The following is a 14420-nucleotide window of genomic DNA, read 5'->3' as shown; positions in this document are numbered from 1 at the left end:
CGGGCCGTGCGACTCAGCCGCGGAGGACGTTGAACCGCGCGCCGCCGACGGCGAGCACGTGGTAGCGCTCGTGGAGCGCGACCGGCGTGCCGGGCGTCGCGGCCGCGGCAGCGCCCGTGCCGTTCCAGAGAGCGACCGGGGTCCAGTCGGCGAGCGTGCGAACGATCACGAAGCCGGAGCGCTCATCGGAGGCCTCGACGATCGCGTCCGCCCAGTCCGACGGCGTCGCCGAAGCGAGGCGCGCCTGGATCAGGTGCAGCGCGTGACCGGGGGCGTAGGACGAGCAGGTGTCACCGTGGTCGCACATGCACGCCGCAGCCTCACGCACCTCGAGGGGCGGGACGTGGCTGTGCGGGCTCGACACGGTGGTCTCCTTCTGGTTAACGGATCTTTGCCGGTGCTGCCAGGGTAGAAGGGCCGCCCTGCGGCTCGCACGTCGGGTGACACGCGGCGAAACATTGCGGCAACGGCCGACGTCCTCTTCCGAGCCGGGGACGATCGGATAGGCTGGCCGGACGAAGGAGGAAACCGTGGAGCACGACCGCCGACCCGATCAGGGCGACATCCGCCGGGCCGCAGGGTCCGACGCGCACGATTCCGACCGCGCCGCCGACACGACGCAGACGTTCGGCCACGACTCCGACCTGTCGTTCGTGCCCTTCGGCAGCGAGCTCGGCGAGGCCGAGCTCGACGCGATCGACGCCCTCCCGTCCGGTGCCGCTCTGCTGCTGGTCCGCTCGGGGCCCACCGCCGGCGCCCGCTACCTGCTCGATGCCGACGTCACGTCCGTGGGGCGGCATCCCGAGGCCGACATCTTCTTCGACGACGTCACCGTCTCGCGCCGCCACGCGGAGATCAGCCGCACCGGCACCGCCTTCGAGCTCGTCGATCAGCGTTCGCTGAACGGCACCTACGTGAACGGCGAGCGGGTCGACAGGGCCGTGCTCACCAACGGTGCCGAGGTTCGCATCGGCAAGTTCCGCCTCAACTTCTTCGTCTCACCGGCTGACCTCGCCAGGGCGACGGAGGCCTGATGCCCGCGGCTTCCGCCCGTGACAGGGCGTCGTCCGCGGGTCTTCTCAGCATCGGTCAGGTCCTCGCGCGTCTGTCGCCCGAGTTCCCGTCACTGACCTCCAGCAAGCTGCGCTTCCTCGAGGTCCAGGGGATCGTCACCCCGCTGCGCACCGAGTCGGGCTACCGCAAGTTCTCGCAGGACGACCTCGAGCGCCTGCGCCTCGCGCTCACCCTGCAGCGCGACCACTACCTGCCGCTGTCGGTCATCCGCGATTACCTCGAAGACGTCGACGCCGGCCGCGATCCCGCGACACCGACCGCCGTGCCGCCGCCGTCGATCGTGCCGGCGCCGCGCCGCTACCGCCGTGAGGAGCTGCTGTCGGCCGCCGGCGCCGCGCCGCAGCTGCTCAACGACGCCATCAGCACCGGCATCCTCGCGGGCGCCGAGTCGTACACCGAGCAGTCGGTGACCCTGCTGCGCGCACTGGTCGCGCTGGACCGGCACGGCATCGAGCCGCGCCACGTCCGAGCCCTCCGGCAGAGCGCAGAACGCGATGTCGCGCTCGTCGAGTCGGCTCTCGCACCCCTGCTGCGCCGCACGGATGCCTCGTCCCGCGGCCGCGCCGGCGAGCTGGCGCCCGAACTGACCCGGCGCCTCGACGACGTGCGGGCCATCTTCGTGCGGGCGGCGCTCGACCGCATGCTGTCCTGAGGTGCGGCAGGTCGCACCTCTCCGACCGGTCGTCGAGCGAGATCGCGGCTCGAAACGCGCGAAGTGCGCGACACGCCGACCCCCGAACGACGGATGTCGTTGCCGCGAGGGGGCGGCTGATCTAGCGTGGAACTATTCGATCCGGAGGGGGGAACGAGCATGACCGGAGACGTTGCTCCAGGCGAGCCGTTCAGTGCAGAACTCCTCTTCACGGACGGTCTTCCCGCGATGGATGACGAGGTCGGGTATCGCGGCGCGGCCGCGGCGAAGGCGGCCGGAATCACCTACCGCCAGCTCGACTACTGGGCCCGCACCGAACTCGTCCAGCCGACGGTGCGCGGTGCCAGCGGGTCCGGCTCGCAGCGGCTGTACGGCTTCCGCGACATCCTCGTGCTGAAGCTGGTCAAGCGCCTTCTGGACACCGGCATCTCGCTGCAGCAGATCCGCACTGCCGTCGACCAGCTCCGTGCTGCCGGCATCCGCGACCTGGCAGGCACGACGCTCATGAGCGACGGGGCATCGGTCTATCTGTGCACGTCCAACGACGAGGTCATCGATCTCGTCAGCCGCGGCCAGGGCGTCTTCGGCATCGCGGTCGGCAAGGTGCTGCGCGAGGTCGAGTCGGAGCTCCTCGAGTTCGAGTTCGAGAAGCCCGACCCGATGGACGAACTCGCGGTGCGTCGCGCCGCCCGCACCGCGTAAGGCGCGCCGCCCGCTTCGTCGGGGTCAGCCCAGCGCGGTCCCCATCCGTTCCCGCACGCCCGCCGCCGCGGTGAGGGCCTGATCGAGGTCAGCGATGAGGTCGGCCGGATCCTCCAGGCCGATCGAGAGGCGCACGAGCGCGTCCGAGGGCTTCGCCTCGGCGGCGACGGGCCGGTGGGTGAGCGCCGCAGGATGCTGGATGAGCGAGTCGACACTGCCGAGCGACACGGCGTGCGTGAAGAGCTGGACGGATGCCGTCAGCGTCGCCGCGGCGTCGAAACCGTCGGCGAGTTCGATCGCGATCATCGCGCCCGGACCCGACTGCTGAGTGCCGATGAGGCCTCGGGGGTCGCTGTCGGAGAACCCGGGGAAATGCACACGCGCGACTTCGGGGCGTGAGAGCAGCCACTCCGCGACGACCCGCGCGCCCTCCTGCTGGGCGCGCATGCGCACCGGGAGGGTCGCCAGGCCGCGGTGCAGCAGGTACGCCGCGAGCGGATGCATGATCGCGCCGGTGATGGCGCGGGTGCGCCGCAGCGCCGCCGCGAGTCGCGCGTCGCACGCGACGACGCCGCCCACGACGTCGCCGTGGCCGCCGAGGTACTTCGTCGCACTGTGCAGCGAGAGGGACGCGCCGAGGTCGAGCGGGTGCTGCAGAACGGGTGTCGCGAAGGTGTTGTCGACGAGCACCGGGACCACGCCGGCCGCCGCCGTCACCCGGCGGATGTCGACGAGCTCGAGCGTCGGGTTGGCCGGGCTCTCGAGCACGACGAGCGCGGTGTCGTCGCGTACTGCGTCGGTGACACCGTCGGGGGAGCAGAAGGTGGTCTCGACGCCGAGCAGACCCGACGCCAGCAGGTGGTCCGTGCCGCCGTACAGTGGACGCACGGCCACGACGTGGCGCTTCTCGGACTCGTGCGTGAGGGCCAGCAGCACGGCGGTCACTGCGGCCATACCCGACGAGAACGCCACCGCCTCCTCGGCGTGCTCGAGACGTGCGAGAGCCTCCTCGAATCGCGCGACCGTCGGGTTCCACAGTCGCGCGTAGACGTTCGACCCGCCTTCGAACGGGTGGCCGCCGGTCGCGAGGACCTCGTACGACATGCCTCCGAGTTCGATGCCGGGCAGCGGATTGGTGGACGAGAGGTCGAGGGGGAGAGCGTGCACGCCCAGGCTCGCGAGATCGTCGCGACCGGCGTGCACGGCAAGGCTGTCAGGGTGCAGCGTCATCGATGCCATGGCGATATGGTCAGTGAAATCGCGACGAATGGCAAATCGAGCTCACCCGCACGTGCAGATTTAGCGCAATGTGCTCATGCGGTGAGCAAAGTGTTCACCGTCACGGATGCCGGGGCCCGCAGCATCCGTCGGATCAGGAGCGGGAGTCCTCGGGGACCGGGATGCGACCCGTCCGCATGACGCGGTCGAGCAGGGAGTCGAAATCGGCGGCGAGCTCCTGGGCAGAGTCGCCGGGCCAGATGTGCAGCGGCTTCGCGGCGCCCTGTGCCTGCTGGAGCGAGGTGCGCTCGGGCAGCTGCGGGCTCAGCACGAGCGGGCCGAACATGTCGCGGAGCTCCTTGATGCGGAACTGGTGCTCGATCGACTGCGGGCGCACGCGATTGACGACGATCCCCAGCGGCTGCAGGCGGGGGGAGAGCCCGCGGCGGATCTCTTCGATCGCACGCAGGGCGCGGTCGGCGGCGGCGACCGAGAACAGTCCCGGCTCGGTCACGACGACGACGCGGTCGGAGGCCGCCCACGCGGTGCGGGTGAGGGCGTTGAGCGACGGCGCGCAGTCGACGAGTACGAGATCGTAGTCCGCCTCGATCGTCGCGAGCGCCTCTTCGAGCTTCCAGACGTCCCGGACGCTCGGGTGGGGGCCGTCGAAGTTGATGGCCGACGGGCTGCCGATCATGACGTCGATGGTGCCCGGGTGCACCTTCGCCCAGCCGCTGGAGGTGATGGCCTGACGGACCGTCTTCTCCTTGGGGTTGGCGAGGACATCTGCGACATTCAGGCGGCCGGCCACCTGGATGTCCATGCCCGTCGAGACGTCGGACTGCGGGTCGAGGTCGACGACGAGCGTGCGGACACCGCGGGCGAAAGCCGCCGACGCGAGTCCGAGAGTCACGGTCGTCTTGCCGACGCCACCCTTGAGCGAGCTGACGGATAGGACGTGCACAAGCCACCACGTTACCGTCCCCTAGGCTGAGAGCACACTCAGCCCGTTTTTTCGGGCCCTGCCTGCGCCGCCGCACACGGAGGTCTCATGTTCCGCAAGATCCTGGTCGCGAACCGAGGCGAGATCGCCATCCGGGCATTCCGCGCCGCGTACGAGCTGGGGGCGCGCACTGTCGCGGTGTTCCCGTTCGAGGACCGCGGCTCCCTGCACCGCCAGAAGGCGGACGAGTCGTACGAGATCGGTGAGAAGGGCCACCCGGTCCGCGCCTACCTCGATGTCGACGAGATCGTGCGCGTCGCACTCGCAGCCGGTGCCGACGCCATCTACCCCGGCTATGGCTTCCTCTCCGAGAATCCCGAGCTCGCTGAGAAGGCGGCCGCGAACGGCATCGCCTTCATCGGACCGCCCTCCAACGTGCTCGAGATGGCGGGAAACAAGGTCACCGCGAAGCAGCACGCGATCGCCGCGGGCGTGCCGGTGCTGCGCTCCACCGACGCGTCCGACGACGTCGACGCGCTGCTCGCCCAGGCCGACGACATCGGGTTCCCGATCTTCGTGAAGGCCGTCGCAGGCGGCGGCGGCCGAGGGATGCGCCGGGTCGAGCGCAAGGAGGAGCTCGCGCCCGCGCTGGCCGAGGCCATGCGCGAGGCGGGCAGCGCCTTCGGCGACGCCCGTGTCTTCCTCGAGCAGGCGGTGCAGCGGCCCCGTCACGTCGAGGTGCAGATCCTCGCCGACAAGACGGGCGAGACCGTGCACCTGTTCGAGCGTGACTGCTCGGTGCAGCGTCGTCACCAGAAGGTGATCGAGATCGCTCCGGCGCCGAACCTCGACCCCGCCATCCGCGACGCACTCCACGGCTACGCGGTCGCCTTCGCGCGGTCCATCGGCTACGAGAACGCCGGCACCGTCGAGTTCCTCCTGGAGACCGCCGGCCCGCGCACCGGCGAGGTCGTCTTCATCGAGATGAACCCGCGCATCCAGGTCGAGCACACCGTGACCGAGGAGGTGACGGACGTCGATCTCGTGCAGTCGCAGATGCGCATCGCCGCAGGGCAGACGATCGCCGACCTCGGGCTGACGCAGGATCGCATCCAGCTGCGCGGTGCGGCGCTGCAATGCCGCATCACGACGGAGGACCCGTCGCAGGGCTTCCGCCCCGACACCGGCCGCATCACGACCTACCGTTCGCCGGGTGGCGCCGGCATCCGTCTCGACGGCGGCACGACCGCGGCGGGCTCCCAGATCAGCCCGCACTTCGACTCGATGCTCGCGAAGCTGACGTGCCGCGGCCGCGACTTCCCGGCCGCCGTCGCGCGCGCCCGCCGCGCCCTGGCCGAGTTCCGCATCCGCGGCGTCTCCACGAACATCCCCTTCCTGCGGGCGGTGCTCGACGACCCCGCCTTCGTCGCGGGCGACGTCAGCACGTCCTTCATCGACGAGCGGCCCGAGCTGCTCACGAGCAACCCGTCGCGCGACCGTGCGACGAAGCTCCTCAACTGGCTCGGCGACGTCACCGTGAACCGCCCGTACGGCGAGAAGCCCGTCTCGGTGTCGCCGGGCAGCAAGCTGCCTGCCATCGACCTCTCGGTACCGCCCCCCGCCGGCACGCTGGACCGCCTGCGCGAGCTCGGACCCGAGGGCTTCGCCCGGGCGCTGCGCGAGCAGACCGGTCTCGCCGTCACCGAGACGACGTTCCGCGACGCGCACCAGTCGCTGCTCGCCACCCGTGTGCGCACACGCGACCTCGTCCGCGTGGGCCCCCACGTCGCGCGCATGACGCCGCAGCTGCTGTCGGTCGAGGCATGGGGCGGTGCGACCTACGACGTCGCGCTGCGCTTCCTGGCCGAGGACCCGTGGGAGCGCCTCGAGGCGCTGCGCACGGCGATGCCGAACATCCCGATCCAGATGCTCCTGCGCGGCCGCAACACCGTGGGCTACACGCCGCGCCCCGTCCAGGTCACGGACGCCTTCGTGCGCGAAGCCGCCACCACCGGGGTCGACATCTTCCGCATCTTCGACGCCCTGAACGACGTGTCGCAGATGCGTCCGGCGATCGACTCCGTGCGCTCCACGGGCACCGCGATCGCCGAGGTGGCGCTCTGCTACACGTCCGACCTGCTCGACCCGGCCGAGAAGCTGTACACGCTCGACTACTACCTGCGCCTCGCGGAGCAGATCGTCGAGTCGGGCGCGCACATCCTCGCCATCAAGGACATGGCGGGCCTCGTGCGTCCGGCGGCCGCAGCCAAGCTGGTCACCGCGCTGCGCGAGAATTTCGATCTCCCGGTGCACCTGCACACGCACGACACCGCGGGCGGCCAGCTCGCGACCCTGCTCGCGGCGAGTGCCGCGGGAGTGGACGCGGTGGATGCTGCAGCCGCCCCGATGTCGGGGACCACGAGCCAGCCGTCGCTGTCTGCGCTGGTCGCCGCGCTCGCCCACACGGACCGCGACACCGGCCTCAGCCTGCAGGCGGTCAGCGACCTCGAGCCGTACTGGGAAGGCGTACGCCACCTGTACCGTCCGTTCGAGTCCGGCCTCGCGTCGCCGACCGGCCGCGTCTACCACCACGAGATCCCCGGCGGGCAGCTGTCGAACCTGCGCCAGCAGGCGATCGCCCTGGGCCTCGCCGACGACTTCGAGCTCATCGAGGACATGTACGCCGCCGCCGACCGCATCCTGGGCCGCATCCCCAAGGTGACGCCGTCGTCGAAGGTCGTGGGCGACCTCGCCCTCGCGCTCGTGGCGGTGCGCGCCGATCCCGCCGACTTCGAGGAGAACCCGCAGAACTACGACATCCCCGACTCGGTGGTGGGCTTCATGGCGGGCGAACTCGGTGACCTGCCGGGTGGCTGGCCCGAGCCCTTCCGCACGAAGGTGCTCGCGGGCCGCACGATCTCGATCGACGTCCCGCCGCTCACCGCGGAGGAGCAGGAGGGCCTTGCCGGCGACGCCGCGACGCGCCGCCGCACGCTCAACCGTCTGCTCTTCCCCGGGCCCGCGCGCGACTTCGAGAAGAACCGCGAGACATACGGCGACCTGACGGCGCTCGGCACCCCCGACTATCTCTACGGATTGAAGCCGGGCGAGGAGCACATCGCCGAGATCGACCCTGGCGTGCAGCTGTACGTCGGTCTCGAGGCGATCGGCGAAGCCGACCCCAAGGGCATGCGCACCGTGATGACGACGCTCAACGGCCAGCTGCGACCCGTGTTCGTCCGCGACCGCAGCATCAAGGTCGAGGCGCGCCAGGCCGAGAGGGCCGACACCTCGAAGCCGGGCCAGGTCGCAGCTCCATTCTCAGGCGTCGTCACCCTCAAGGCGAAGGCCGGCGACGCCGTCACGGCCGGCCAGCCCGTCGCGTCGATCGAGGCCATGAAGATGGAGGCGGCGATCACCGCACCCGTCGACGGCGTCGTCGAGCGCCTCGTGATCGCCGAGACCGCGCAGGTCGACGCCGGCGACCTTTTGGTCGTCATCCGTCCGGCGCAGTAACCTGGAGGGCGGCATCCGCCCGAAACGCCGTCTTTTCAGGAGAGCTCCGCAGTGACGCCCGATCGCATCGAACACACGCCCGACGAGCCCGAGAACGGCGTGCTGTCCGACACCGGAAGCATGGACACGACCGGTCTCGGCATCCTGGGCGGTGCGACGGCGCAGGTGAACGTCGAGCTGCCGTCCGAATCCGACGACGACCGTGAGGACGACGGCGTCATCGACGACGAGGTCCCCTTCGTGATCGAGATCCCGGCCGACGCCGATCTTCCGGTCATCGAGGCCGCTCCGGTCGAGGAGTTCCCGACCACGACGACCGAGGCCGAGATCGTCGAGAACCCGGCCGACCTCGAGGAGTGGACCGTCGAGGGCGACGGCTTCGCCCCGGCGCCGCTTGTCGAAGACATCGCCGACGCGGAGATCGTCGAGGTGTTCGAGGCCGAGATCTACGCCGAGGACGCCGATGTGGTCGACGAGGCCGAGCCGGACCCGGTGGTCGAGGCTGAGCCCGTAGCCGAGGAGCCGACCGCCGTCGCCGAGGACCTCGAGCCGCTCGCCGAAGAGCCGATCTCCGAGGTGCTTGTCGCCGAAGAGCCCGAGGTCGTCGCCGAAGAGCCCGAGGCCGTCGCCGAAGAGCCCGAGGCCGAACCTGTGGCGGCGGAGCCGGCCGTCGAAGAGTTCACGATCGCCGACTTCGACGCCGCCGACTTCGAGGTCGCCGACTTCGACGGGGAGTTTGATCCGGCCGAGTTCGACCTCGAGCTCGCCGATGACGGCGTCGAGGCCGCCCTGGCGGAGAACGCCGCAACCGGAGACGATGTCAGCAGGGCCGACGACACCGCGGAGGAGCCCATGAGCGCCAAGACCCCGGCCGACGACGACAAGGCAGCCGCGACTCCGGCGCCGGGAGCGCCCCCGGCGGCCCCCGCCCGGCCATCGGTCCCGGCCGCTGCCGCCGCAGCGAAGACCGCGACCGGCCAGACGCCCGCCACCCGCCGTGAGGCCAACCACACCGGCGCCCAGCCGGTCGTCGAGCGCACGGCGGTCGAGCGTGCCGGCTTCCCGCGCGCCGACGTCGCCCTGACCTCGAAGCGCCTCGGCGAGTTCGAGGCGGGCCGCGAGACCGCCGACCTGCTCACCGCCGACCGCCTGCTCGACCCGCACCAGGTGATCCGCCCCGAGCCCGAGGGCGCCTGGCAGCACTTCGTCTACTCGATCTCCGGCAAGCGCATCAACCTCGGCGACAGCAAGCGCGCGAAGGCCCGCAAGGACCTCGACCGCCGCATCGCGACCCCCCTCACCGGCGGCGCCCGGTTCGTTCCGGTGCTGTCGCGCAAGGGCGGCGTCGGCAAGACGACCGTGACCACCCTGCTGGGCCAGGCGCTGGCCGACGCCCGCGACGACCGCGTGATCGCCATCGACGCCAACCCTGACCGTGGCACGCTCGCCGAGCGGATCACCCGCGACGGCGGCAAGACCGTGCGCGATCTCGTGCGCATGAGCCCTGAGGTCGTCGGCTTCAACGACCTGTCGAGCATCGTCGCGCGCGACGAGACACGCCTCGACGTCGTCGCGTCCGACACCGACCCGCGCGTGTCGGAGGCGTTCAACGACGCCGACTACCGGAATGTCGCCGCCCTCGCGGCCCACTACTACTCGGTCGTGCTCACCGACACGGGAACCGGCATCGTCCACTCCGTTATGGGGGCAACGCTCGACCTCGCCGACCAGATCGTGATCGTGGCCGGACTGAGCGTCGACGAGGCCCGGCTCGCCTCCGAGACGCTCACCTGGCTCGAGACCAACGGCTACTCCGACAAGGTGCGCAGCGCCGTCGTCGTGCTCAACAACGCGCGGCCGGGCCATCCGCTGGTTCAGCTCGATGAACTGGAATCGCACTTCCGCACCCGCGTGCGCGCAGTCGTGCGCGTGCCGTACGACCCGCACATCGCGGCCGGCAGCGCCATCGTGTTCCGCGAGCTGCAGCCTGCGACGCGCGAGGCCGCACGTCAGCTCGCCGCGACCGTGGTCGAGGGCCTCCGTTCGCTCGCGTCGGCGGCCTGAGGCATCCGATGGCAGTCCGTCCCATCCGTGTGTTCGGCGACCCCGTCCTGAAGTCCGCCAGCGCCCCCATCGGCGAGATCGACGACGGCGTGCGCGCCCTCGTCCGCGACCTCGTCGACACCGTCGAGCTGCCCGGCCGCGCGGGCGTGGCCGCGCCGCAGATCGGCGTCGGGCTGCGCGCCTTCAGCTACAACATCGACGGTGACATCGGCTACGTGCTGAACCCGGTGCTGGTCGAGGTGTCGGGCGAGCCCGAGGCGATCGGCGAGGGCTGTCTGTCGGTGCCGGGACTCTGGCACGACACGGTCCGGTATCCGAGGGCCAAGGTGGTCGGCATCGACCTCGACGGCAACGAGATCGTGCTCGAGGGGGAAGGTCTTCTCGCACAGGCGCTGCAGCACGAGACCGATCACCTCGATGGCACGCTCTATCTCGATCGGCTCACGAAGGAGCGGCGCCGCGTCGCGATGCGCGAGATCCGCGAGTCCGACTGGTTCTGAGCCCTCGATTCACCGCGAAACGGCAAGCCCCGGACCCTGAGAGGGCCCGGGGCTTGCGGCATCCGTCGTCCGTCGTCCGCCGGTTAGGAAAGCGAGACGTTCGTCGTGTTGACGGGCACGGCGTAGATCTCGTCGACGTCGCCGGCGAAGTCCTCGAGGATGACGTTGCGCTTGATGCTCATCTTGGGCGTGAGGTGGCCGCTCGACTCCGTCCACTCCGTGGGGAGGATGGTGAACTTGCGGATCGACTCGGCGCGCGAGACGTTCTTGTTCGCGATGTCGATCGCCCGCTGCACCTCGGCGCGGACCGCGTCGTTCTTCGCGGCGTCGGCGAGCGACATGTCGGCCGGCAGGTTGTTGTTCGACAGCCACGCCGGCAGCATCTCGGGGTCGAGGGTCACGAGGGCTGCGATGAACGGCTTCTGGTCGCCGACGACGACAACCTGGCCGACGATCGGGTTGGCGCGGATCGGGTCCTCGAGCGCCGCCGGCGCGACGTTCTTGCCGCCGGCGGTGACGATGATCTCCTTCTTGCGGCCCGTGATCGTGAGGAAGCCCTCGGAGTCGAACGCGCCGATGTCGCCGGTCTTGAACCAGTCGCCGTCGAACGTGGCCGCCGTGGCCTCGGGATTGCGCCAGTACTCCTTGAACACGTTGATGCCGCGCACCTGGATCTCGCCGTCGTCGGCGAGACGGATGCCGACACCCGGCAGCACCGGACCCACGGTGCCGATCTTGGACTTGGTCGCGAGGTTGACCGTCGCGGGCGCCGTCGTCTCGGTGAGACCGTAGCCCTCGAGGATCGTGACGCCGAGGCTGTGGAAGAAGTGGCCGAGGCGGTGGCCCAGGGGAGCGGAGCCCGACACGGCGTACGCCACGCGCCCGCCCATCGCGGTGCGCAGCTTCGAGTAGACCAGCCGGTCGAAGAGCGCGAACTTGATCTTGGTGAGGAACGGGACCTTCTTGCCCTCCTGCAGGAGGCGGGAGTGCTCGATCGCGGTGTGTGCGGCGGCGCGGAAGATCTTGCCCTTGCCGCCGGCCTCCGCCTTCTGCTCGGCCGAGTTGTAGACCTTCTCGAACACGCGCGGCACAGCCAGGAGGAACGTCGGCTTGAACGAGCCCAATGCGGGCAGCAGCTGCTTCGTGTCGGGCTGGTGGCCGGTCTTGACACCCGCATGGATGGTGAGGATGGAGATGAACCGGGCGAACACATGCGCCGTCGTGATGAAGAGAAGCGTCGACGCGCCGGGCATGTCGAGCACCTCGTGCAGCGACTTGGCGGAGTTGCGGGAGAGCTCCACGAAATTGCTGTGGGTCAGCACGCAGCCCTTGGGGCGGCCGGTCGAGCCCGACGTGTAGATGAGCGTGGCGATGTCGGCGCCGTTCGCGATGTTGCGACGTCGCTCGATCTCGTCGTCTGCGACGCTCGCACCCTCGGCGACGAGCGTGTCGAGGTCGCCGCCGTGCATCTCCCACACCGAGCGGATGAGCGGAAGCTCCGGGCGCGCCTCGGCCAGGCGCGCGCTGTGGTCAGACAGCTCGGTGATGACGGCGATCGCGCCCGAGTCGGTCAGATTCCACGCGATCTGGGCGCTCGAGCTGGTCTCGTAGATGGGCACCATGACCGCTCCGGCGTAGAACAGCGCGAAGTCGACGAGCGTCCACTCATACGTGGTGCGGGCGATGAAGCCCACCTTGTCGCCGGGCTCGATGCCGCCCGCGACGAAGCCCTTGGCCAGCGCGATGACCTGCTTCTGGAACTCGGCAGCGGTGATGTCGCGCCACCCGTCGCCCTCCGGCACGGCGAACAGCGCGAGGTTCGGCGTGGCATTGACGCGCTCGACCAGGAGGTCGGTGATGTTCGCCTGTGGATCGGCGGGGACGATGGCAGGGACTTCGAATTGAACCACGGCAGCTCCTTCGGTACCGGACGACTTAATCTCGGGTGGATCTCATCCGAGTCTAATCAGGTGTCGCATCGGACTCGCGGGGGATGTGGAGAGCACCGCCTGGATAGACTTCAAGGCGCTGTCGCGCGTGCGGCGGACGGAGAGGGAGAACGTGCTCAAGGTCGGCATCGACATCGGCGGAACGAAGATCGCGGGCGGAGTCGTCGACTCCGAGGGCACCATCGTCGAACAGCTCCGCGTCGACACCCCCACCGACACCGCCGCCCTCGCCCAGGCCGTGGTCGACATGGCTCGCTACTTCCGCGGCGCGCACGACGTCGCAGCCGTGGGCGTCGCAGCCGCCGGCTTCATCGACCGCGACCGCGCCACCGTCATCCACGCGCCCAACATCGCGTGGCACAACGAGCCGCTGAAGGCGACCCTCGAAGAGGGCATCGGCCTGCCGGTCACCATCGAGAACGACGCGAACGCCGCCGGCTGGGCCGAGTTCCGCTTCGGCGCGGGCCGCGGGGTTCAGCACATGGTGATGCTCACGATGGGCACCGGCGTGGGCGGCGCCATCGTCCTCGACGGCGAGCTCTTCCGTGGCGGTCACGGCGTGGCCGCCGAACTCGGCCACATCCGCTTCATCCGCGACGGCATCCTGTGCGGCTGCGGTCAGCGCGGATGCCTCGAGCAGTATGCATCCGGCCGGGCACTGCAGCGCGAGGCCGGTGAGATCGCCGATGGCGGCGGCATCGGCGCCGCGCTGGCGGCCCACCGCGCCGAGCACGGCAAGATCAGCGGACCGGCGGTGTCACGCCTCGTGCTCGCGGGCGATCCCGGGGCGGCGGAGGCGCTGCGGCGTGTGGCGACCGCTCTCGGCGAGGCGTGCGGCGGCTTCCAGGCGGTGCTCGACCCCGAGCTGTTCGTCATCGGCGGCGGGGTCGCCCAGCTCGGCGACGCCCTCCTCGAGCCGATGCGCGTCGCGTACGAGAAGTCGCTTCCGGGATACGGCGACCGGCCGATCGCGACCTTCAAGATCGCGAAGCTCGTCAACGACGCGGGCCTCATCGGAGCGGCAGATCTCGCGGGGACAGAGGCGTAGCGCGATGTTCTACTGGCTGATGAAATACGTGGTCATCGGACCGATCGTCAAGGCGATCTGGCGGCCGTGGATCGTCGGCCGTCGCAACGTCCCCGCCGAGGGAGCCGCGATCCTCGCGAGCAACCACCTCTCGTTCGTGGACTCGATCTTCCTGCCGCTCATGCTCGACCGGCCCGTCGCGTTCCTCGCCAAGAGCGACTACTTCACCGGCAAGGGCCTCAAGGGCTGGGCGACCCGCATGTTCTTCAAGGGCACCGGCCAGCTCCCCATCGACCGATCCGGCGGCAAGGCGTCCGAGGCATCCCTCAACACGGGTCTTCAGGTGCTGGGCCGGGGCGACCTGCTCGGCATCTACCCCGAGGGCACCCGCAGCCCCGACGGCAAGCTCTACCGTGGCCGCACCGGCATCGCTCGCATGGCGCTCGAAGCGCACGTGCCGGTGGTGCCCGTGGTCATGGTCGACACCGACACCATGATGCCGATCGGCACCACGGTCCCGCGGATCGTCCGGGTGGGCATCGTGGTGGGCGAGCCCCTCGACTTCTCGCGCTTCGAAGGCATGGAGGGCGACCGCTACATCCTGCGCTCCATAACCGACGAGATCATGGTCGCGCTGCAGCGGCTGGGGGAGCAGGAGTACGAGGACGTCTACGCGTCGACCGTCAAGGACCGGCTCAAGCCGAAGACCCGCTGAACACCGGGTGGCCGGCCGTCACGCGGCGCCGGTGGCCTGCGTCCCGCGGCTAGACTCGGG

At 70.2% G+C, this 14420-nt stretch carries 12 protein-coding genes; 8 read left to right on the top strand and 4 right to left on the bottom strand.

Annotation, left to right across the window (positions count from 1 at the left end; genetic code table 11):
- Positions 1-13 precede the first annotated feature (13 nt).
- Positions 14-364 (bottom strand): hypothetical protein, encoded by a 351-nt coding sequence (locus J2Y46_RS15435; protein WP_045299014.1) that lies wholly within the window; start codon positions 362-364, stop codon positions 14-16.
- Positions 365-530: 166 nt separating this feature from the next.
- On the opposite strand from J2Y46_RS15435, the gene J2Y46_RS15430 reads away from it, so the two are divergent.
- The 3 genes from J2Y46_RS15430 to J2Y46_RS15420 all read left to right on the top strand — a co-directional run bounded on the left by J2Y46_RS15430 (position 531) and on the right by J2Y46_RS15420 (position 2428).
- A complete protein-coding gene (locus J2Y46_RS15430; RefSeq protein WP_045299011.1) occupies positions 531-1034 on the top strand; it encodes an FHA domain-containing protein in 504 nt (167 codons plus the stop codon).
- A complete protein-coding gene (locus tag J2Y46_RS15425) occupies positions 1034-1726 on the top strand; it encodes a MerR family transcriptional regulator (protein WP_045299008.1) in 693 nt (230 codons plus the stop codon). The genes J2Y46_RS15430 and J2Y46_RS15425 overlap by 1 nt, the downstream gene beginning before the upstream one ends.
- A gap of 159 nt (positions 1727-1885) precedes the next feature.
- On the top strand, positions 1886-2428 hold the full coding sequence (locus J2Y46_RS15420; protein ID WP_045299006.1) for a MerR family transcriptional regulator: 543 nt from the start codon (positions 1886-1888) through the stop codon (positions 2426-2428).
- Positions 2429-2452: 24 nt separating this feature from the next.
- Here J2Y46_RS15420 and J2Y46_RS15415 read toward each other — a convergent pair whose 3' ends face one another.
- A complete protein-coding gene (locus tag J2Y46_RS15415; protein WP_310243420.1) occupies positions 2453-3667 on the bottom strand; it encodes an aminotransferase class I/II-fold pyridoxal phosphate-dependent enzyme in 1215 nt (404 codons plus the stop codon).
- 133 nt (positions 3668-3800) lie between these two features.
- Entirely contained in the window at positions 3801-4610 is an 810-nt protein-coding gene (locus J2Y46_RS15410; protein ID WP_045299002.1) for a ParA family protein, read from the bottom strand.
- 87 nt (positions 4611-4697) lie between these two features.
- Between J2Y46_RS15410 and J2Y46_RS15405 the strand changes: the two genes are divergently transcribed.
- From J2Y46_RS15405 to J2Y46_RS15395, 3 genes are read left to right on the top strand one after another with little or no spacing between them, the layout of a single operon-like run.
- Positions 4698-8105 carry a pyruvate carboxylase gene (locus tag J2Y46_RS15405; RefSeq protein ID WP_310243418.1) on the top strand — a complete coding sequence of 1136 codons (3408 nt, stop codon included), beginning with the start codon at positions 4698-4700 and terminating at the stop codon, positions 8103-8105.
- A gap of 51 nt (positions 8106-8156) precedes the next feature.
- Positions 8157-10169, top strand: a complete 2013-nt coding sequence (locus J2Y46_RS15400) for an AAA family ATPase (RefSeq protein ID WP_310243416.1) — start codon at positions 8157-8159, stop codon at positions 10167-10169.
- 8 nt (positions 10170-10177) lie between these two features.
- Positions 10178-10669: a peptide deformylase gene (locus J2Y46_RS15395; protein WP_310243414.1), complete on the top strand. Its 492-nt coding sequence runs from the start codon at positions 10178-10180 to the stop codon at positions 10667-10669.
- An 83-nt stretch (positions 10670-10752) separates the two neighbouring features.
- Here J2Y46_RS15395 and J2Y46_RS15390 read toward each other — a convergent pair whose 3' ends face one another.
- The gene (locus J2Y46_RS15390; protein ID WP_310243412.1) at positions 10753-12579 is read right to left on the bottom strand and encodes a long-chain fatty acid--CoA ligase; all 1827 of its coding nucleotides are present in this window, start codon (positions 12577-12579) and stop codon (positions 10753-10755) included.
- A gap of 151 nt (positions 12580-12730) precedes the next feature.
- On the opposite strand from J2Y46_RS15390, the gene J2Y46_RS15385 reads away from it, so the two are divergent.
- Together J2Y46_RS15385 and J2Y46_RS15380 are read left to right on the top strand one after the other, a co-directional pair.
- Positions 12731-13666: an ROK family glucokinase gene (locus tag J2Y46_RS15385; RefSeq protein WP_310243577.1), complete on the top strand. Its 936-nt coding sequence runs from the start codon at positions 12731-12733 to the stop codon at positions 13664-13666.
- A gap of 4 nt (positions 13667-13670) precedes the next feature.
- Complete coding sequence (locus tag J2Y46_RS15380) at positions 13671-14360, top strand: lysophospholipid acyltransferase family protein (RefSeq protein ID WP_310243411.1); 690 nt, start codon at positions 13671-13673, stop codon at positions 14358-14360.
- Positions 14361-14420 lie beyond the last annotated feature (60 nt).

Origin of the sequence: Microbacterium sp. BE35, assembly GCF_031457705.1 — a bacterium.
Lineage (GTDB): Bacteria > Actinomycetota > Actinomycetes > Actinomycetales > Microbacteriaceae > Microbacterium > Microbacterium trichothecenolyticum.
Note: the sequence above shows the minus strand (reverse complement) of the source record. Positions and strands in the feature narration are given on the sequence as shown.

Coding starts and splice junctions, on each gene's coding strand:
- J2Y46_RS15425 (WP_045299008.1), top strand. CDS start 1,034: ATGCCCGCGGCTTCCGCCCGTGACAGGGCGTCGTCCGCGGGTCTTCTC.
- J2Y46_RS15420 (WP_045299006.1), top strand. CDS start 1,886: ATGACCGGAGACGTTGCTCCAGGCGAGCCGTTCAGTGCAGAACTCCTC.
- J2Y46_RS15415 (WP_310243420.1), bottom strand. CDS start 3,667: ATGGCATCGATGACGCTGCACCCTGACAGCCTTGCCGTGCACGCCGGT.
- J2Y46_RS15405 (WP_310243418.1), top strand. CDS start 4,698: ATGTTCCGCAAGATCCTGGTCGCGAACCGAGGCGAGATCGCCATCCGG.
- J2Y46_RS15395 (WP_310243414.1), top strand. CDS start 10,178: ATGGCAGTCCGTCCCATCCGTGTGTTCGGCGACCCCGTCCTGAAGTCC.
- J2Y46_RS15380 (WP_310243411.1), top strand. CDS start 13,671: ATGTTCTACTGGCTGATGAAATACGTGGTCATCGGACCGATCGTCAAG.